Raw genomic sequence first — 19788 nt, 5'->3', positions numbered from 1 at the left:
CGCCTCCGCTTTTCCCCGGAAAGGTTTCTCCATGGCACCGCGCATCCTGCTGGCCCGGCACGGACAGACCGAGTGGTCGCTGTCCGGCAAGCACACCGGCAGGACCGACGTGCCGCTCCTGGAGGAGGGCCGGCGGGGCGCCAAGCTGCTCGGCGAGCGGCTGAACCGGGCCCCGTACGACGGCCTTCCGGGGGTGGAGATACGCACCAGCCCGCTGGCACGCGCGCGTGAGACCTGCGAACTCGCCGGGTTCGGTGACCGGGCGGCCACCTGGGACATGCTCATGGAGTGGGACTACGGCGCGTACGAGGGCATGACCCCCGACGAGATCCAGGCGGTGCGGCCGGGGTGGCTGATCTGGCGGGACGGCGTCCCCGAGGGGGAGTCCCTGGCGGAGATCACGTCCCGCGCGGACGAGGTCGTCGCGTGGGCGCGTGCCGCGGACCGGGATGTGCTCGTGTTCGCCCATGGGCACATCCTGCGGTCCATCGGGGCGCGGTGGCTGGGGTTGCCGCTCGACTTCGCGGCGCGGGTGCGGCTGAATCCGACGTCCTTGTCCGTGCTCGGGTGGGCCTACGGGGAACCGGCGATCGAGAGCTGGAACGACTTGGGGCATCTGGGGTAGGTGCCCGACCGTCGGCCGGTGCGGGCTTGTCGCGCGGTTCCCCGCGCCCCTGAGGTGGTGGAGTCAGCTCTTTCAGGGACGCGACCGGCCACGAGAACCCGCGGCCGAGCGATTACGCGATCCTCGGCAATGACGCGTGGCGTTCCAGGAACGCCGACACCCCCGAAGCCCGCCGGTGGGGCAACAGCACCCTCGCCGTCGCCGCCAGCATCGTCTGGATGCGGGACGACTGGACCTCGCCCAACAGCTCCAGCACCCGCAGCCCCGCCGCCGCACCCTCGTCCGGGCGGCCGCCGCGGGCCAGGTCGTCGGCGAGTTCGGCCGTGTACAGCGCGATGTTGCGGGTGAAGTGCGGGTCCTGGAGATCCGCCGCGCGGCGCGCGTGCCGGGCGGCCCGGCGCCAGTCGCCGAGCGTGGACCAGCACTGTGCCTCCAGGCCCTCCAGTTCGGCCTCGCCGTAGAAGCTCATCCACTCGGGGTCGGCGTCCGAGAGGCCTCGTTCGAAGTAGGCCTGCGCGCGGACCAGAGCCTGCTCGCACCCGGTGCGGTCGGCGAGCCCCGCCCAGCCGCCCGCCTCGCGCAGCGCGAGCAGCGACATGAGCCGGGCCGAACCCAGGGGCCGGGCGACCCGCTGCGCGGCCTGTGCGGCCCGCACCGCCTCCCGTGGCCGTCCCGCGTCGCGCGCGAGGAAGGCGGTGTTGCAGAACGCGTGCGCCTCCAGGGCGTCGTCACCGGTCACCCGGGCGGTCGCGAGCGCCTCCGCATAGTGCGAGCGGGCGTCGTCGAATCGTCCGGAGTCGTGCGCGAGCCAGCCCACCGAGATGGCGAGTTCACCCGCGCCCGCGTGCAGCCGGTCGGCGGTGGTCTGCCGGGTCGCGCCGGCGTCCAGCAACGCGTAGGCGGCGCGCAGTGGAGCCGCCGCGCGCTGGTACAGGCCGTCCGCGCCGTGCCGGTCGTCCAGCAACCGGATCCTGCGCACGGCCTCTTCCAGGGCACCCGCCTCGCCCGCCCCGGCTCGCCGGACCGGCCGTCCGGCGGCCTCGGCGTCGAGGGCGAGCCCCAAGGGGCCCAGTGAGGCGGCGGCGACCGTGGCGCCCCCGCCGGTCATGAATGCGCGACGCAGCACGTCGCTCTCCTCGTAGTTGTCGTACGTCTCGTCAGGGTCTTGCGTGTCATACGGCTCGTACGTCCCCGCTGTCTCACCCGTGGTGCGCGTCCGGCGTCCGCGTACGGATGCGCGGGAGGCGAAGCCCAGGTCGGTGAGCGTGCGGCCGGGGAACATGTGCAGGAACACCCGTTCGTACGCGTAGTTGGGGCAGCGGATCTCGCCCGCCTCGACGCGGCCCACATAGCGTGCGTCGCAGCTGACGCTCTCGCCGATCTCGCGCGCGGCCCGTCGCACCGCCGCGGCGAACTCGGCCGGCGAGCGCTGTCCGCGCAGGCGCCGGAACGCGAGGTTCGGCTGCGGTGGTGTGGGGGACTGGGACGAAATCACGATCGACGACGCCATGGCCGGGTCCTCTCGTGCGAACCGTCGAACCATGCCGGAGGTGGGGCGAGTTGACTGGTTTGTCAGTGTGACGCCCTGTTTCCGGCGGGCAAGAACGTACCTGTTGTGTCCGGGTCGCCATGCGTGGTTTGGCTACAAACCGGATATCTCATCCACGATCCGCCATGAACTGCCATCCTTTGCGGCGGACTTCGGCCGTAGCCGTTGACGCCGGCGCGCGTTGAACCTCTCGGAGTCGGATGAGGGTTCCTTGGTGGAGGCCGCGATGGAGATCAGCCAGAGCGTCGAACCTTGTACGCCGGTGTCGTGCGACGTGGTCACGGTGCCGACGAGACACGGCCTGGAGGCCGTCGACATCCTGCGGCGGGGGGTGGGGGAGGGGGTCGGACCGGTGCTGCACGACGACGGTGGCCAGACCTTGGGGTTCCTGGTGCCACCAGGGACAGCGGCGGGTTGGGACGTGCCGGGGAGCACCTGCACGGAGACGGACGGCCGGGGGCTGCGGCTGACTCCGGAGCCACCCGTGGAGGGTGCTGACTGGTTGCTGCCGCCCGGGGAAGCGGACCTGGCGACGGACCCCGCGGTCCTGCGGGCGGCACTGGACGAGGCAGCGAGACTGATCAGGGCCGCGGACAACTGCCGGTGACCGGTGCCCGCGCAAGCGCGAGCACCGACTGCCCCGGATAATGGCGGAGTGGGAAAGTCCAGAAGGTCCGCCGAAGCCGTCGTAGAACCAGTGGACGGCGGCCTCGCCGAGCTCATCCCCGACCGCGAGCGCACACACGCGTGGACGCTGCTCATCGACGGCGCACCGCAGTCCCACGTCGACCTGGACGACCCCCGACACCTCTCCTTCGAGTACCAGCGCCGACTCGGCCATGTCATCGACCTCGCCGCCCCGGCCGGCAGACCGGTGCACGCCGTACACCTCGGCGGAGGCGCGTTCTCCCTCGCCCGGTACCTCGCGGCCACCCGCCCGCGCTCCACGCAGCAGGTCGTCGAGCGGGACGCGGCCCTCGTCCAACTGGTCCGACGGAAGCTCCCCTTGGAGCCGACCGCCCGGATACGGGTGCGGTCCCTCGACGCCCGCGCAGGACTCGCCAAGGTCGCAGACGGATGGGCCGACCTCGTCATCGCCGATGTGTTCAGCGGAGCCAGGACCCCGGCCCACCTCACCTCGACGGAGTTCCTCGACGAGGTCCGAAGGGCGCTCAAGCCGGGCGGTCTCTACGCCGCCAACCTCGCCGACGGACCGCCGCTCGCCCATCTCCGCGGCCAGATCGCCACCGCCGCCGCCCGCTTTTCCGAACTCGCCCTGGTCGCCGACCCGACGGTCCTGCGCGGCAAACGCTTCGGCAACGCCGTCCTGGTCGCCTCCGACACCCCCTTGCCGGTCGCGGAACTGACCCGCCGCGCCGCCTCCGATCCGCACCCGGGCCGCGTCGAACACGGCAGGGCACTCCTCGACTTCACCGGCGGGGCCGTGCCCGTGACGGACGCCGAGGCGGTGGCCTCCCCGGCACCGCCGCCCTCCGTGTTCCGCTGACTCAGTACGTTCCGATCTCCACCCGCGGCGGGCCGTCGTGCCAGGTGCAGAACACCGACACCCGGTCCGCGCCCGAGGAGAACTCCACCCGGATCCACGACTCCGTCTTCCACACCTGCATCGACCAGCCCGTGCCCGGTGTCGCGGACACCAGGGTCGCCGACGTCTCGCCGAGGTCGAAGACCGCACGGCCGCCGTCGGTGTCGTAACTCCTGATCCGGCCGGAGGCGGTGGGAGACGGGCTCTTCGACGGGGTCGGTCTCGCGGTCGCGGGGCTCGGTGTCGGTGCGGGGCTCTTCGTCGGGGCCGTGCGCCCGGTCCGTGTCGGGGTCGGTGACGTCAACGGTTTCGACTCCTGGGTCGTCGCCTCGGCCGCCGTGATGGGCAGGGCGCGGGGCGGGTCGTAGGCCGTGCCCGCCATGACCGTGTGGACACCCCACCACGACAACGTGACCGCCGCGCCGGTGGCGAGCAACCAGGCCAGTACGTGTACGAGTCCTCTGCGCATCGCCCGCCATACTGCCTCACGCGTCTCACAGGCCGCACACGGACTGAGTTATCCACAGGCCCCGACCGTGCCCGCCCGAATCGCGTACGGTGCGGCGCATGGCAAGTGTGCTCGTGGTCGAGGACGACCAGTTCGTTCGCTCGGCGCTCATCCGGCACCTGACCGACGCGGCACACACCGTGCGCAGCGTCGGCACGGCGCTGGAGGCGCTGCGCGAGGTCGCCCATTTCCGTTTCGACGTGGTGATCCTGGACCTCGGTCTGCCCGATCTCGACGGGTCCGAGGCCCTGAAGATGCTGCGCGGGATCACGGACGTCCCGGTCATCATCGCCACCGCGCGGGACGACGAGACCGAGATCGTCCGGCTGTTGAACGCCGGGGCGGACGACTACCTCACCAAGCCCTTCTCGGTCGAGCACCTCTCCGCCCGCATGTCCGCCGTCCTACGACGGTCCCGGGCCGCGGGAGGTGACGCGCCGCCCGAGGCCGTGCTGCGCGTCGGCGGCCTGAGCGTCGACCCGCTGCGCCGCCAGGCCGAACTGGACGGCGTCCGACTCGACCTCACCCGCCGGGAGTTCGACCTGCTCGCCTTCCTGGCCGCCCGGCCCGGTGTGGTCGTGCCCCGCAAGGAACTCCTCGCGGAGGTCTGGCAGCAGTCCTACGGCGACGACCAGACGATCGACGTCCATCTGTCGTGGCTCAGGCGCAAGTTGGGCGAGACGGCCGCGCAGCCCCACTATCTGCACACCCTGCGGGGCGTCGGCGTGAAGCTGGAACCACCGGGCGGGGGGCTGCCGCTGTGAGGTGGGCCCTGGTCAAGGTCTGTCTGGCGGTCACCACCATGGTCGTGGTCGCCTTCGCGGTCCCGCTCGGCCTCGTCATCAAGGAGATGGCCCGGGACCGCGCGTTCTCCAACGCCGAGCGGGAAGCGGCCGCCGTCGCCCCGGCCCTGTCCATCACCACGGACCGCGACCAGCTGGAGCGGGTCGTCGCCTCCGCGGGCTCCGACTCCGGGATGGCCGTCCACATACCGGCGGGCGGCGGCCAGCGGGCCGTGGACATCGGCCGGCAGCGGGCCGCCGCCGACGACATCGCGACCGTGCGCGAACTGGGCCGCGCCTCCACCACCGAGGTGCCCGGCGGCTCCACCCTGCTCCAGCCGGTCGCGCTCAGCTCCGGCGCGATAGCCGTCGTCGAGGTGTACGTCCCCGAGTCCGAGGTGAGCAACGGCGTCGCGACCGCCTGGGCGGTGCTCGCGGGCGTCGGCATCGCGCTCGTCGTCGGCTCGGTCGCGGTCGCCGACCGGCTCGGGATACGGATGGTGCAGCCCGCGCAGAAACTCGTCGAGGGTGCCCACGAGCTGGGGGAGGGGAAGCTGGGCGCGCGGGTGCCGGAGGAAGGGCCGACCGAACTGCGGCTTGCGGCGGTCGCGTTCAACTCCATGGCCGACCAGGTCGTCCAACTGCTGGCGAACGAGAGGGAGCTGGCCGCCGATCTGTCCCACCGGCTGCGCACCCCGCTGACCGTGCTGCGGCTGAACGCGGCCTCGCTCGGGGACGGTCCGGCCGCCGAGCAGACCCGGGCGGCGGTCGCGCAGCTGGAGCGCGAGGTCGACACCATCATCCGTACCGCCCGGGAGGCCAAGCCGCAGACCGCGGCCGCCGGGCCCGGCGCCGGGTGCGACGCGGCCGAGGTGGTGCGGGAGCGGATGGGGTTCTGGTCGGCGCTCGCGGAGGACGAGGGCCGCAAATGGCGAGTGGCCGGCACCGAGCGGCCGGTGCGCATACCTGTGGCCCGGGCGGATCTCGCGGCCGCCCTCGACGCCCTGCTCGGCAACGTCTTCCGGCACACCCCGGAGGGCACGGCCTTCGCGGTCGACGTGCACAACGGCGAGGACGCGGTGATCGTGCTCGTCTCCGACGCGGGCCCCGGCATCCGCGACCCGGAGGCCGCCATGGCACGCGGGCGGGGGTCGGGCAGCGCCGGGTCGACCGGGCTCGGGCTCGACATCGTGCGGCGGCTCGCCGAGGCGACGGGCGGGGACGTACGGATCGGTTCTTCGGTGCTCGGCGGTACCGAGGTGCGGGTCTGGATCCAGCTGGACGGGCGGGAACCGGTGCGCCGGGGACACCGGGTGCGCAGGCGCCGGACGGGGAGACTGGTCTCGACCTTTAACCGGCCCCGATCCCTTCCTTAAGCGCGCCCTAAGTTCCTCAACGCCCGTCCTGATCAGGCCATTTGCCCGTTTCCGGATCGCTAGCGTGCCTCGCCATGAGCATTCATCGGCGCAGAGTGAGTGGCAGGAACAAGGTGATCGGCGGGGTGGTCGCCGCCGCCGTGGTGGGGACCGGCGCGGTCCTGTTGAGCGGTACCGCCCAGGCGGCCGGCGTCGGCGCCGCGTACACGAGGACGAGTGCCTGGTCGACCGGGTACACCGCGCAGTACGTCGTCACGAACAACAGCGGTGCGGCGGAGAAGGACTGGAAGCTGGAGTTCGACCTGCCGGGCGGGTCCACGCTCGCCTCCCTGTGGAACGGGGAGTCCAGTGTGACCGGGCGGCATGTCCTGGTGAAGCCGCCCCGGTGGGACACCGACGGTCTCGCCCCGGGAGAGTCGGTCACCGTCGGGTTCGTGGTCGACGGCACGGGCGACCCCACAGGCTGCCTCGTCGACAACGGCGACTGCTCCACCGGCGACAGCGGCACCCCCACACCCGAACCCACGTCCACCGCTTCACCCACCCCCACACCCACTTCCACAACCACCCCCGCCAAGAGCGCCCGCTTCGCCCCCTACGTCGACACCTCCCTCTACCCCGCCTTCGACCTCCTCGCGAGCACGGCGGCCACCGGCGTGCAGGACTACAACCTCGCCTTCGTCACCGACGGCGGCGGCTGCACCCCCAAGTGGGGCGGCGTCACCGACCTGGCGAGCGACGCCGTGGCCGCGCAGATCGGCGCGCTGCGGGCGAAGGGCGGGGACGTCCGGGTCTCCTTCGGCGGCGCCTCCGGCTCCGAGCTGGCCACGACCTGCTCCTCGGCGGACGCGCTGGCGGCGGCGTACGGCAAGGTCGTGGACGCGTACGGCCTCACCAAGGTCGACTTCGACGTGGAGGGCGGGGCGCTGCCGAACACGGCCGCGAACACCCGCCGGGCGCAGGCGATCGCGAGGCTCCAGGACCGGCACCCGGGCCTGGACGTCTCCTACACCCTCCCGGTGATGCCCGAGGGCCTCACCCAGGACGGCGTGGACCTGCTCGCGAACGCCAAGTCCAATGGCGTGAGGATCGACACCGTCAACATCATGGCGATGGACTACGGGGCCTCGTACAGTGCGGACATGGGCACCTACGCCGAGCAGGCGGCCACCGCCACCCAGGCGCAGGTCAAGGGGGTCCTCGGGCTGTCCGACAGCGCGGCCTGGAAGACGGTCGGCGTGACGCCGATGATCGGGGTCAACGACGTGGCCTCGGAGATCTTCGAGGTCGACGACGCCTCCCAGCTCGTGAACTTCGCCAAGGCGAAGGGACTCGGCGGGCTGTCGATGTGGTCCGCCACCCGGGACAAGCAGTGCCCCGGGGGCGCGAAGCCCTCGGCCGACGCGAGCTGCAGCTCGGTCGTCCAGGACGCGTTCGCCTTCTCGAAGGCCTTCGCCGCCTACAACTGAACCCGCCCACCGCCGACGGGGCTCCTGGGTCACCGGTAGGCAGGGATGTCGGTCACGTTTCGACAAATCGCGCCGGAAGCTATTGACGCATGACCTGACATAACGCTGTCATTGCGCCAACGTGTTCGGTCAAGTTGGTTTCTGGTCGGTTTCGACTGGTCTCCAAAACCCTCCGTGCCCGAACCCCTGCCTTCAGGAGCCGTACATGCGTGACCTCTCGTCCTCTCTCCCGTCGCCCAGCCGCCGTGGTCTGCTCAAGGGTGTGGGCGGTGCCGCCCTGCTCGGGGCCGGTATCCCCCTGCTGTCCGCCTGTGGCGGCAGCGGCAGCTCCTCGGACCCCAAGACCGTCACGCTGGGCTCCAACCAGTCGGACGCCGTGCCGAAGAAGGCGTACGGGGAGATCTACACGGCGTTCACGAAGCAGTCGGGGATATCCGTCAAGGTCAACACCAAGGACCACAACACGTTCCAGGAGCAGATCAACTCGTATCTGCAGGGCACGCCGGACGACGTGTTCAACTGGTTCGCCGGGTACCGCATGCAGTTCTTCGCGGCCAAGGGGCTGGCCTCGCCGGTGGACGACGTGTGGGAGAAGATCGGCGGCAACTTCCCGGACGCGATGAAGAAGCTGTCCAAGGGCGCCGACGGCAAGTACTACTTCGTGCCGCTGGTCACCTACCCGTGGGCGATCTTCTACCGCAAGAGCGTCTTCAAGCAGCACGGCTACGAGGTCCCCACCACGTGGGACGCCTTCGTGAGCCTGTGCAAGCAGATGAAGAAGGACGGCCTGGTCCCGATCGCGTTCGGTGACAAGGACGCCTGGCCGGCGATGGGCACCTTCGACCAGATCAACTTCCGCACCAACGGCTACGACTTCCACGTCGAGCTGATGGCGGGCAAGGCCTCCTGGACCGACGCCAAGGTCAAGACCGTCTTCGACCACTGGGCCGAGATCCTTCCCTACCACCAGGACGGCTTCATGGGCCGCACCTGGCAGGACGCCGCCCAGACCCTGGTGGCGAAGAAGGCGGGCATGTACGTGCTGGGCTCCTTCGTGGCGCAGCAGTTCAGCAACAAGGCCGACCTGGACGACCTGGACTTCTTCGCCTTCCCGGAGATCAACTCCGCGTACGGCCAGGACACCGTCGAGGCGCCGACCGACGGCTTCATGGTGAGCAAGTCGCCGAAGAACAAGGCGGGCGTCACCAAGCTGATGCAGTACCTGGGCACGCCGGAGGCAGAGCAGATCTACCTCAAGTCCGACACCAGCGTGGTGGCCGCCTCCAACAAGGCCGACACCTCCTCCTACACGCCGCTGCAGAAGAAGGCGTACGACATGATCTCGAACGCCAAGAGCCTGACCCAGTTCATGGACCGTGACTCGCGTCCCGACTTCACCTCGACGGTGATGCAGCCCTCGCTGCAGAAGTTCCTCCAGAACCCCAAGGGCGTCGACAGTCTGCTGTCCTCGATCGAACGCCAGAAGAAGACGATCTTCGCGTCCTCCTGAGCTGAGCGGCTGAATGACTACCGACACGAACACGAAGAGCCCGGAGGCGGCCGCGGTGCCGCCTTCGGGCCCTGCGCCTGCGAACAAGCGGGTCCCGCGGGGGCACAAGCGCCTGCTGACCCGCCGTGACCGGCTCACGCTCGGCTTCATGGCCGGCGTGCCCACGGTCCTGCACGTGGCCCTGGTCTGGGTCACCGCCCTGGCCTCGATCGCCCTGGCCTTCACCAGCTGGGACGGTATCGGCTTCGACTCCATCAAGTGGGTGGGGCTGGACAACTTCAAGCAGTTGTTCACCGACAACCCGCAGTTCTGGCCCGCGGTCGAGCACAACATCATCTGGTTCGTCGTGCTCATCCTGATCCCGACGCCGTTCGGCCTGTTCCTGGCCGTCCAGCTGGACAAGAACATCCGCTTCTCCCGCGTCTACCAGACCGCGTTCTTCCTGCCGGTCGTGGTCTCGCTGGCAGTGACCGGATTCGTGTGGCAGCTGGTCTACAACCCCGACACCGGGCTGATCAACAGCCTGATCGGGGCGAACAAGCCGGGCCACTACATCGACTGGATCGGCGATCCGAAGCTGAACCTGTGGGCGGTGCTGATCGCCGCGTCCTGGCGGCACACCGGCTACATGATGATCCTGTACCTGGCCGGCCTCAAGGGCGTCGACCCCTCCCTCAGGGAGGCGTCCTCGCTGGACGGCGCGAACGAGTGGCAGACGTTCAAGAACGTCATCTTCCCCACCCTGCGCCCCACCAACACGGTCGTCCTGGTGGTCACGATCATCGAGGCGCTGCGCGCCTTCGACCTGGTCTTCGTCTTCAACAAGGGTGCCCAGGGCACCGAATTGCTGTCGATCCTGATCACCAACAACATCATCGGCGAGTCCAGCCGGATCGGTTACGGCTCGGCGATCGCCGTGGTCCTGCTGGTCATCTCCCTCGCGGTCATCATCCCGTACCTGATCGCGACCTTCCGGAAGGAGCGGCGCGCATGAGCACCACCGTCGCCACCGGCGCGCCGGCCAAGCAGCGCACGCCTGTCCGCCCCGCCCGGATCCTGCTGCACGTCTTCCTCGCCGGCACCGCGCTGGCCTGGCTGGCGCCGCTGCTGTGGGCGGTCCTCGCCGCCCTCAGGCCCTACTCGGAGACCAGCAACAAGGGCTATGTCTCCTGGCCGGACACGCTGAACTTCGACAACTTCAAGAACGCGTTCCAGCAGTCCGACATGATGCACTACTTCGGCAACACGCTGATCATCGCGGTGCCGGCCGTGCTGATCACCCTGCTGTTGTCGTCGATGGTCGCCTTCTACGTCAGCCGCTTCGACTTCCGCCTCAACATCGCCCTGCTGCTGGTGTTCACCGCCGGCAACCTGCTCCCGCAGCAGGTCATCATCACCCCGCTGTACCGCATGTACCTGCTCATCGACCTGCCCGGCATCACGGTGAGCGGCAAGCTGTACGACTCCGCGCTGGGCCTGGTGCTGATCCATGTGGCGTTCCAGTCCGGGTTCTGCGCCTTCGTGCTCAGCAACTACATGCGGATGCTGCCGCACGAGCTGACGGAGGCCGCCCTGGTCGACGGTGCCTCGGTGTGGCGGATGTACTGGCAGATCGTGCTGCCGCTGTGCAAGCCCGCGATGGCCGCGCTGGGCACGTTGTTGTCCATCTGGATCTACAACGACTTCTTCTGGGCGATCGTGCTGATCTCCACCGGCGAGAACATGCCGATCACCTCGGCGCTGAACAACCTCTCCGGCCAGTTCTTCACCGACCCCAACCTGGTCGCCGCCGGCGCCCTGCTCACCGCGATCCCCACCCTGGTCGTGTACTTCGTGCTCCAGCGGCAGTTCGTCAGCGGACTGACCCTCGGCGCCAACAAGGGCTGACCGCCCTCACCTGAGAGAGAACCACCGTGCCCCACCCCTTCACCACGCTCGCCTCCGTGCCCGTGGACCCCGTCAGGGCCCGCGTCCACGAGGAGGGCTGGCAGTCCTGGAGCCCCAGCGGCGCGTACACCCTCGGTGACAAGCCGTACCGCCCGACGAACGACAACTGGGCGACGGTCTGCTACCGGCCGGGCGTCACCGTCCCCGAGGGCGCCTTCCAGGGCGAGGGCCTGCTGGCGCTGGATCCGGGGGACGGATCGCCGGTACGGCTGTGGGCGGCGCCGGACCCGCTGCGGGAGGTGCCGTCGATCCGTCTGATCGTCGAAGGCTCCGTGGCGGAGGTCCTGGCCGACGGCCCGGTGAAGGAGTTCACGGGCACCGACATCCAGTCGGTACTGGCCGAGTGGGCCGCCGGACTCGGGGTCGAGACGCCCCGTCCGGCGCCCACCGTCTGGTGCTCCTGGTACGAGTACTTCACCGAGGTCACCGAGGACGACATCCACGAGAACCTCCGTGCGATGGACACCCTCGACCTGCCCGTCGACGTCGTCCAGATCGACGACGGCTACCAGAAGGCCCTCGGCGACTGGCTCACCCTCTCCGGCCGCTTCCGCTCCCGCGCGGGCATCGCTGACGCGATCCGGGCGCGGGGCCGCCGGGCCGGCATCTGGACGGCCCCCTTCCTGGTCGACCCGGCCAGTGACCTGGCCGCCCAGCACCCCGACTGGCTGGTCGAGGACCTCGACGGAGGCTTCCTGCACGCCGGCCGCAACTGGGGCCACGACCTGTGCGTCCTGGACACCACCCACCCCGAAGCGGCCCAGTACCTGGGGTCGGTCTTCAGGACCCTGGTGTCCGAGGGCTACGACTACTTCAAGGTCGACTTCCTGTACGCGGGGGCGCTGGCAGGCGTACGGCACTCCTCCGCGGACCCGCTCACGGCGTACCGCTCGGGCATCGAGCTGATCCGTGAGGCCATCGGCGAGGAGGCATACCTGCTCGGCTGCGGCGCGCCCCTCCTGCCCTCCATCGGCCTGTTCGACGCGATGCGCGTCAGCCCCGACACGGCCCCGCACCGCCGCCCCGAGGCCGACGACTACAGCCAGCCGGGCCAGGACCCGGCCGAGTTCACCGGCGCCGCACGCCAGTGGCAGCACGGCCGGCTCTGGGTCAACGACCCCGACTGCCTGATGGCCCGCCCCGCCGTGGAGACCCGCGAGCGCTGGGCGGCCCACGTGGCGGCGACGGGCGGCCTGATGGCTTCGAGCGACCGCCTGCTGTCCCTGGACCAGTGGGGCGTGGAGACGACCCGCCGCCTGCTCGGCGGTGACGTCCGATGATCGCGGAGGGCATCGCCTACGGCGGCGACTACAACCCCGAGCAGTGGCCCGAGGAGGTCTGGGCCGAGGACGTACGCCTCATGCGCGAGGCGGGCGTGAACATGGTCAGCGTCAACATCTTCGCGTGGGCGCTCCTCGAACCCAGCGAGGGCGAGTACGACTTCTCGCGCCTCGACCGGATCCTCGCCCTGCTCCACGAGAACGGCATCGCCGCGGACCTCGCCACACCGACGGCGGCCCCGCCGGCCTGGTTCTTCCGTGAGCACCCGGAGGCGCTGCCGGTCGACAAGGACGGCAGGAGACTGTCGTACGGCAGCCGCCAGACGTTCTGCCCGTCGAGCCCCGCCTACCGTGAGGCGGCCCTGCGGATCGCCCGGGTGCTGGGGGAGCGGTACGCCGACCACCCGGCGGTCGTGATGTGGCACGTCCACAACGAGTACGGCTGCCACAACGCGGAGTGCTACTGCGAGGTGAGCGCGGCGGCCTTCCGGCGCTGGCTGCGGGCGAAGTACGACGACCTGGCCGCGCTCAACCACGCCTGGGGCACGACCTTCTGGAGCCAGTGGTACTACGACTGGGACGAGATCATCCCGCCCCGCGCCACCGGTGCCGTGCCCAACCCGACCCATCAGCTGGACTGGCGGCGCTTCTGCAGCGACGAGCTGCTGGCCCTGTGCAAGGCGGAGCGCGAGGTGCTGCGGGAAGCCGCTCCCTCGGTGCCGGCCACCACCAACTTCATGGTGATGTACAACTTCGACGCGCTGGACTACTGGCGCTGGGCACCGGAGCTGGACGTCGTCTCCAACGACCACTATCTGAGGTCGACGGATCCCGAGTCGGAGATCGACATCGCGCTCAGCGGCGACCTGGTGCGTTCGCTGGCGGGCGGCCCGTGGCTGCTGATGGAGCACTCGACCGGCGCGGTGAACTGGCAGCCGGTCAACCGCGCCAAGACAGCGGGGGAGTTGCGTCGCAACGCCCTCGCGCACGTCGCCCGCGGTGCCGACGGCATCGCCTACTTCCAGTGGCGGGCCGCGAAGGCGGGCGCCGAACAGTGGCACTCGGCGATGCTGCCGCACGCGGGCACGGACAGCCAGATCTGGCGAGACGTGGTGGCGTTGGGCGCGGACCTGAAGGCGCTGGCCCAGGTGCGGGGCAGCACCAGCCCCGCCTCGGTCGCCGTGGTCTGGGACTGGAACGCCCGCTGGGCCCTGGAACTCCCCTCCCAGCCCAGCGAGTCGGTCCGCTACCTGGACCTGGTCCGGGCCTGGTACGAGCCGCTCTGGCGCTCCGGCGTGGCCGTGGACTTCGTGCACCCGTCGGCGGACCTGTCGCGGTACCGGCTCGTCCTCGCCCCCGCCCTCTACCTGGTCGACGACGAGGGCGCGGCGAACCTGACCGGCTTCGCGTCGGGCGGCGGCACGCTGGTCGTCGGCTTCCACAGCGGGGCCGTCGACGCCAACTGCCATGTCCGCCTGGGCGGTTACCCGGGCGCCTTCCGTGAGGCACTCGGCGTCAACACGGACGAACTGTTCCCGCTGCTGCCCGGCGAGACCGTGCCCCTGGACGGCGGCGGTACGGCCTCCCTGTGGTCGGAGCGGGTACGGCCGGCCGGCGCGGAGGTCGTGACCTCGTACACCTCGGGTCCGCTGAGCGGAGTCCCGGCGGTCACCCGCCACACCTACGGCGAGGGCGTGGCCTGGTACCTGGCCACCCACCCCGACCCCTCGACACTGGCGGCCCTGCTGGACCGCATCCGCACCGAGGCGGGCGTGACGCCGGTACGGGAGACGCCGGAGGGCGTGGAGACGGTGCTGCGGCGCGGCGACGAGGCGGACTATCTCTTCCTGATCAACCACGGTGAGCGGGCGGCGGAGGTCCAAGTGTCCGCGCGCGCATCGGAGTTGCTGAGCGGCAAGACCGTCGAAGGCGGCCGGGTGACGGTGGCGCCGGGCGACGTGGTGGTCGTACGGGAAGTCCGCTGAGCGACCTCGAAGGAACTGCCGCGGTGGAACGCGGCGGGGCGCGGCACCCCCCTCGGATGCCGCGCCCCTTCCCCGTCCCCCGTCTCCGCGGTGGCTAAGGGATGCTGTGGACCTCCGGGAGCGTGCCCGTGCGGGCCGCCCGGCCGTACCAGAGGGCACTGGACTTGGGTGTCCGCTCCAGCGTCGTGTAGTCCACGTAGACCGCGCCGAAGCGCTTCTCGTAGCCGTACGCCCACTCGAAGTTGTCCAGCAGGGACCACAGGTAGTAGCCGCGGACGTCCGCGCCGTCGGTGATCGCGCGGCGGACCGCGGCGAGGTGGCCGTGCAGATAGGAGACCCGCTCGGGGTCGTGGACGCGGCCGTCGGGGTCGGGCTTGTCGTCGTAGGCCGCACCGTTCTCGGTGATGTACAGCGGCAGACCCGGCGCCTCGCGCGTGTAGCGCATGATCAGGTCGTGCAGGCCCGTCGGGTCGATCGTCCAGCCCATCTCGGTGCGCTCGCCCGGCGTCTGGTGGAACGTGACGTCGTCCGCGCCCGGCCACGGGGAGTGTGCGCTGCTGCCGTGACCATCGGCGCGCGGCCCGCTGGTCTCCGGGTCGGCGGCCGAGACCAGCGCGGGCGTGTAGTAGTTGAGGCCCAGCGCGTCGAGCGGCTGGTTGATCAGCGCGAGGTCGCCGTCCTCGACGAACGACCAGTCCGTGATCAGCTCCGTCGCCGTGAACAGCGTCTGCGGATAGGCACCGTGCAGGATCGGCCCGTGGAAGACCCCGTTGGCCAGGTCGTCTATCTTCTGCGCCGCCGCCAGGTCCGCCGGGTCCTGCGAGAAGGGCCTGACGACCGAGGAGTTGAGGGCGAGCGCCACCGAGTTGCGGGCCGGCATCGAGGCGCGCAGGGCCGACGTGCCGAGCCCGTGCGCCAGGTTCAGCGTGTGCGCCGCCTTCAGCGAGGCCGCGGGGTCGGTACGGCCGGGCGCGTGCACCCCGGACGCGTAGCCCAGGAAGGCCGCGCACCACGGCTCGTTGAGGGTGATCCACTGCTCCACCCGGTCGCCGAGCGCCTCCCCGACGATCTGCGCGTACTCCGCGAACCGGTACGCCGTGTCACGCTCCGGCCAGCCGCCCGCGTCCTCCAGCTCCTGGGGCAGGTCCCAGTGGTAGAGCGTCACGGCCGGCTTGATGCCGTGCGCGAGGAGCTCGTCCACCAGCCGGCGGTAGAAGTCCAGACCACGCTGGACCGCGGGCCCGCGGCCGGTCGGCTGCACCCGGGACCACGAGATCGAGAAGCGGTACGCCGTCAGGCCCAGGTCGGCCATGAGTGCCACGTCGTCGCGGTAGCGGTGGTAGTGGTCGACAGCGATGTCACCGTGGTCGCCGCCGGCCGTCTTGCCCGGGGTGTGGCTGAAGGTGTCCCAGATGGAGGGCGTACGGCCGTCCTCCCGCACCGCCCCCTCGATCTGGTAGGCGGAGGTCGCGGCTCCCCACAGGAAGGTGGGGGGGAAGGTCACCGGGGTCGCCGGCGATTCGGGTTCAGGCATGGAAGCGCTCCCATTGGGGGTCGTTGAACAGACCGACTGATGGAGGGGGGAGGGGAGGGGCAGGGGCCGAAGCGGCGGCGGCCCGGCCCCAGGAGCCGTGGAAGAGAAGCCGTACGACGGGCGTCAGCCCTTGATCGCGCCCTGCATGATGCCGCCCACGATCTGCTTGCCGAACAGGATGAAGGCGATCAGCAGCGGCAGCGTGCCGAGCAGCGCGCCCGCCATGATCACGGCCTGGTCGGGGACATAGCCGGTGCCGAGCGAGTTGAGCGCCACCTGCACGGTCGGGTTCTGCTGGTTCAGGGCGATGATCGGCCACAGGAAGTCGTTCCAGGCGAACACGAAGGTCAGCAGCCCGAGCACGGCCATCGCAGGCCGCGCCGCCGGGAAGACCACGTGCCACACCACCCGGATGCTGCTCGCCCCGTCCACCCGGGCCGCCTCGATCAGCTCGGTGGGCAACGCCTGTACCAGGTACTGCCGCATGAAGAAGGTGCCGAAGGCCGTCACCAGGGTCGGCAGGATCACCGTCTGGAGCTGGTTCGACCAGCCGAGGTCCGCCATCCACAGATACAGCGGTACGACCGCCAGCTGCGGCGGGATCATCATCGTGCCGATCGTCAGCAGCAGCAGGAAGCCCGAGAACCTGAACCGCAGCTTGGCGAAGGCGAAGCCGGCGAGCGTGGAGAACAGCACCGTGCTGATCGTGATGGCGCCCGCCACGATCACGCTGTTCAGCATCGCGGTGCCGAGACCTGCCTCGTCCCACGCGGTCTGCATGTTCTTGAACAGGTTCCCGCCGAACCACAGCGGCGGCGGCGTCTCCGCGAGCCTGCGGTCGGTCCGCGAGGCCGCGATCGCGGTCCACACCAGGGGGGCCAGCGAGACCAGCGCGAAGACCGCCAGGACGAGGTAGGTGACCGGGCCCGCGTGCAGCTGCTTGCCCGCGCCCATCACCCGACGGGACCGGCGCCCCTCCTTACGGGCCTGAGGCAACGTCAGTTCACTGGTGGTCATTGGGACTTCCTCAGACGTCGGGTGACCAGCAGATTGATCGCGGCGATGATCAACAGGATCAGGAACATCGACCAGGCGATCGCGGACGCCTTGCCGAGGTTGCCGATGATCCAGCCCTGGTCGTACATGTACAGGCCGAGCGTCTGGTACTGGTGCTCGGAGCCGCCCTTGGAACCGCTCACCCCGCCGAACAGCAGGGGCTCACCGAAGAGCTGGGTCGCGCCGATGGTGGAGACGACCACCGTGAACAGGATGGTCGGCCTCAGCTGCGGGACCGTCACATGGAGGAACTGCTGCCAGCGGTTGGCCCCGTCGATCGCCGCCGACTCGTACAGGTCGGCCGGGATCGCCTGCATCGCCGCGAGATAGATCAGCGCGTTGTAGCCGGTCCATCGCCAGATCACGATCGAGGACACCGCGAACTGCGAACCCCAGTCGGACTCACGCCAGTTGATCGGGTCGATCCCGACGAAGTCGAGCAGCCAGTTGACCATGCCGCCGTCCCACGAGTACAGCAGCGTGAAGACGAGGGTCGCCGCCGCCACCGAAGTGGCGTACGGGGTCAGCATCACGACCCGCCACACGGTCGAGCCGCGCAGCCGGTAGTTGAGCATATGGGCGAGCCCGATCGCCGCCATGAGCTGCGGCACGGTCGAGATCAGACCGATGGTGAAGGTGTTCTTGAGGGCGTTCCAGAAGAAGTCCGAGCTGAGCAGGTTCTTGTAGTTGTCCAGGCCCGCCCAGGTCTGGGTGTCCAGCGAGGACAGCTGCACGTCGTGCAGCGAGTACCAGGCCGTGTACAGGAGCGGAACGAGCGAGAACGCCCCGAAGATGACGAAGAAGGGGGCGATGAACACGTACGGAGACGCCTTCATGTCCCAGCGGTACAGCCGGCTGCGCCAGGGGCCCTTGCCCTCGGGCGGCGTACCGCGACCGTCAGCGCCCCGGGCCGCGCCCGGCTGGGAGCCGGGCGCGGCCTCGACGCTCGACGCGGGATGCGCGAGTGCCTGCTTGGGGCTTGTCACTGGCCGAGCACGTCCTTGATCTCGTTCGTGGCAGCGTCCCAGCCCTGCTCGGGCGACTTGCCCTTCTGCTCGACCTGGAGGATGCCGATGTCGGTCAGCGCGGTGTTGATCGGCTGGTCCTTGACGCCGAAGACCTGGGCCGGGATCGTCTTCGCCGAGTCGGAGAAGATCTGGGTGATCGGCGCGTTGCTGAAGAACTCCGTGGTGGCGGCGGCCGGCTTCAGGGTCGAGTACGCCGACGGGGTCGAGGGGAAGCTGGCCTGCTTGGCGAAGACCTTCGCCTGCTGCTCGGGCGCGGTCAGCCACTTCGCCAGCGCGATGGCCTCCTTCTGGTGCTTGCCCGCAGTCGGCACGCCGATGAAGGAACCGCCCCAGTTGCCCGCGGTCGGCGCGGCAGCCACGTCCCACTTGCCCTTGCCGGCCTCACCGGACTTCTCCTGGATGTAACCGATCATCCAGGCGGGGCAGGCCACCGTGGCGAAGGAGGCGTTCGCGTAGCCCTGGTCCCACGGCTTGTCGAACTGCTTGAGCTTCGCCGACATGTTGCTGGTGGCCACGGACATCGCGACGTCCCAGGCGTTCTTCACGCCGTTGGACTTGTCCCAGACGACCTTGCCGCTCTTGTCGTAGTAGCGCTCGCTCTCACCGTTGAGGACCGCGTTGTAGACGGAGGAGGCCGAGTCCACGAACTTGGTGCCGCTCGGCGCCTTCTTCATGTACTGCTTGCCGAGGTCGACGTACTTGTTCCAGTCGCCCTTCCACTGCGCGGCGAGCTTGGTGCGGTCGGTCTCCAGACCGGCCTTCTGGAACAGGTCCTTGCGGTAGCAGATCGCCATCGGGCCGATGTCGGTGCCGAGTCCGATGAGCTTGCCGTCCTCGGTGGTGGCCTGGGCGTTCTTCCAGTCCAGCCACTGCGACTTGTCGACGTCCTTGCCGAGGTCGACGAACTTGGAGCCCTGCGTCTGCACGGCCTCGGTGATGTTGCCGACCTCGATGGCCTGGATGTCGTCGGTGCCGGAGCCGGCCTGCAGCCGGGTGAGGACCTTCGGCCAGTAGACGTCGGTGCGGGTGGTGACGTTCTCCTTGATGGTGATGTCGGGGTGCAGCTTCGTGTACTCGTCGTAGAGACCGGCCTGCTTGTAGCCGAAGACTCCGAAGGTGCCGACGGTCAGCGTGGTCTTGCCGCCGCCGGAGTTGTTGCCCGAGCCCGACGAGTCGCCGTCGTCCGAGTCGCCGGCACAGCCTGCCAGCACTCCCGTGGTCAGTGCGGCGACGGCCGCCAGGGCCAACAGCCGGTGGGACCGGCGGGTAGTCGTGCGCATTTCGTCCTCCTGTTGCCTGACGTGCCGACCCCCCGGCCAACTGCGTTGTTGGACCCGTTAGTTCATGCTGCGGCTCGGGCGGGGAACGTGCGGGATGTTTATGTGTCAGGTACCGTGGGAGCGCTCCCACCGGTGATGTGTTGAAGGTTCGCGGGTCGGAGCGAGGGTGTCAAGGGAGTGAGCGAGGAGAGATGCCTTCAGTTATCAGCCTGTTAACTGGAACCACTCGGCCCGCCCGGCGCCCGCGCACGAAGCGGTCGGGTGCGGGGCCACCGGCCCCCGTGACCGTCACGCCCGCACGCGGGACTGTTAA

The 19788-nt window shown here is 69.9% G+C and carries 17 protein-coding genes; 11 read left to right on the top strand and 6 right to left on the bottom strand.

The window, feature by feature from the left end:
• The first annotated feature begins 31 nt into the window (after positions 1–31).
• A complete protein-coding gene (locus tag ABZT93_RS05495) occupies positions 32–625 on the top strand; it encodes a histidine phosphatase family protein (protein WP_356099303.1) in 594 nt (197 codons plus the stop codon).
• A 112-nt stretch (positions 626–737) separates the two neighbouring features.
• On the opposite strand, the gene ABZT93_RS05490 is transcribed toward ABZT93_RS05495, so the two are convergent.
• Positions 738–2135 (bottom strand): tetratricopeptide repeat protein, encoded by a 1398-nt coding sequence (locus ABZT93_RS05490; protein ID WP_356099301.1) that lies wholly within the window; start codon positions 2133–2135, stop codon positions 738–740.
• 265 nt (positions 2136–2400) lie between these two features.
• Here ABZT93_RS05490 and ABZT93_RS05485 point away from each other — a divergent pair, with 265 nt between their 5' ends.
• Together ABZT93_RS05485 and ABZT93_RS05480 are read left to right on the top strand one after the other, a co-directional pair.
• Entirely contained in the window at positions 2401–2781 is a 381-nt protein-coding gene (locus ABZT93_RS05485) for a hypothetical protein (protein WP_356099298.1), read from the top strand.
• Positions 2782–2829: 48 nt separating this feature from the next.
• Entirely contained in the window at positions 2830–3681 is an 852-nt protein-coding gene (locus ABZT93_RS05480; protein WP_356099295.1) for a fused MFS/spermidine synthase, read from the top strand.
• A gap of 1 nt (position 3682) precedes the next feature.
• On the opposite strand, the gene ABZT93_RS05475 is transcribed toward ABZT93_RS05480, so the two are convergent.
• Positions 3683–4189: a hypothetical protein gene (locus ABZT93_RS05475; protein WP_356099292.1), complete on the bottom strand. Its 507-nt coding sequence runs from the start codon at positions 4187–4189 to the stop codon at positions 3683–3685.
• A gap of 98 nt (positions 4190–4287) precedes the next feature.
• Between ABZT93_RS05475 and ABZT93_RS05470 the strand changes: the two genes are divergently transcribed.
• The 8 genes from ABZT93_RS05470 to ABZT93_RS05435 all read left to right on the top strand — a co-directional run bounded on the left by ABZT93_RS05470 (position 4288) and on the right by ABZT93_RS05435 (position 14577).
• Positions 4288–4992, top strand: coding sequence for a response regulator transcription factor (locus tag ABZT93_RS05470; RefSeq protein WP_356099289.1), 705 nt, complete (start codon positions 4288–4290; stop codon positions 4990–4992).
• Positions 4989–6386 carry a HAMP domain-containing sensor histidine kinase gene (locus tag ABZT93_RS05465; RefSeq protein WP_356099286.1) on the top strand — a complete coding sequence of 466 codons (1398 nt, stop codon included), beginning with the start codon at positions 4989–4991 and terminating at the stop codon, positions 6384–6386. Before ABZT93_RS05470 ends, ABZT93_RS05465 begins: the two co-directional genes overlap by 4 nt.
• 74 nt (positions 6387–6460) lie before the next feature.
• A complete protein-coding gene (locus tag ABZT93_RS05460; protein ID WP_356099283.1) occupies positions 6461–7855 on the top strand; it encodes a cellulose binding domain-containing protein in 1395 nt (464 codons plus the stop codon).
• Between the two features lie 205 nt (positions 7856–8060).
• On the top strand, positions 8061–9365 hold the full coding sequence (locus ABZT93_RS05455; protein WP_356099280.1) for an extracellular solute-binding protein: 1305 nt from the start codon (positions 8061–8063) through the stop codon (positions 9363–9365).
• A gap of 13 nt (positions 9366–9378) precedes the next feature.
• On the top strand, positions 9379–10359 hold the full coding sequence (locus ABZT93_RS05450) for a sugar ABC transporter permease (protein WP_356099277.1): 981 nt from the start codon (positions 9379–9381) through the stop codon (positions 10357–10359).
• A complete protein-coding gene (locus ABZT93_RS05445) occupies positions 10356–11252 on the top strand; it encodes a carbohydrate ABC transporter permease (protein ID WP_356099274.1) in 897 nt (298 codons plus the stop codon). Before ABZT93_RS05450 ends, ABZT93_RS05445 begins: the two co-directional genes overlap by 4 nt.
• A 26-nt stretch (positions 11253–11278) precedes the next feature.
• Positions 11279–12592 (top strand): glycoside hydrolase family 36 protein, encoded by a 1314-nt coding sequence (locus tag ABZT93_RS05440; RefSeq protein WP_356099271.1) that lies wholly within the window; start codon positions 11279–11281, stop codon positions 12590–12592.
• Positions 12589–14577, top strand: a complete 1989-nt coding sequence (locus tag ABZT93_RS05435) for a beta-galactosidase (RefSeq protein ID WP_356099268.1) — start codon at positions 12589–12591, stop codon at positions 14575–14577. Before ABZT93_RS05440 ends, ABZT93_RS05435 begins: the two co-directional genes overlap by 4 nt.
• 94 nt (positions 14578–14671) lie before the next feature.
• Here ABZT93_RS05435 and ABZT93_RS05430 read toward each other — a convergent pair whose 3' ends face one another.
• The 4 genes from ABZT93_RS05430 to ABZT93_RS05415 all read right to left on the bottom strand — a co-directional run bounded on the left by ABZT93_RS05430 (position 14672) and on the right by ABZT93_RS05415 (position 19475).
• Positions 14672–16111: a GH1 family beta-glucosidase gene (locus ABZT93_RS05430; protein WP_356099265.1), complete on the bottom strand. Its 1440-nt coding sequence runs from the start codon at positions 16109–16111 to the stop codon at positions 14672–14674.
• Positions 16112–16234: 123 nt separating this feature from the next.
• Positions 16235–17128, bottom strand: a complete 894-nt coding sequence (locus ABZT93_RS05425; protein WP_356099262.1) for a carbohydrate ABC transporter permease — start codon at positions 17126–17128, stop codon at positions 16235–16237.
• Positions 17125–18153: a sugar ABC transporter permease gene (locus ABZT93_RS05420; RefSeq protein WP_020123272.1), complete on the bottom strand. Its 1029-nt coding sequence runs from the start codon at positions 18151–18153 to the stop codon at positions 17125–17127. Before ABZT93_RS05420 ends, ABZT93_RS05425 begins: the two co-directional genes overlap by 4 nt.
• The gene (locus tag ABZT93_RS05415; RefSeq protein ID WP_356099258.1) at positions 18150–19475 is read right to left on the bottom strand and encodes an ABC transporter substrate-binding protein; all 1326 of its coding nucleotides are present in this window, start codon (positions 19473–19475) and stop codon (positions 18150–18152) included. The genes ABZT93_RS05420 and ABZT93_RS05415 overlap by 4 nt, the downstream gene beginning before the upstream one ends.
• Between the last annotated feature and the right edge of the window lie 313 nt (positions 19476–19788).

The sequence above is a fragment of the Streptomyces sp. NPDC005303 genome (genome assembly GCF_040607335.1).
Taxonomy (GTDB): Bacteria; Actinomycetota; Actinomycetes; order Streptomycetales; family Streptomycetaceae; genus Streptomyces.
The sequence above is the reverse complement of the archived record's forward strand: the minus strand, read 5'-3'. Positions and strand labels throughout refer to the sequence as shown.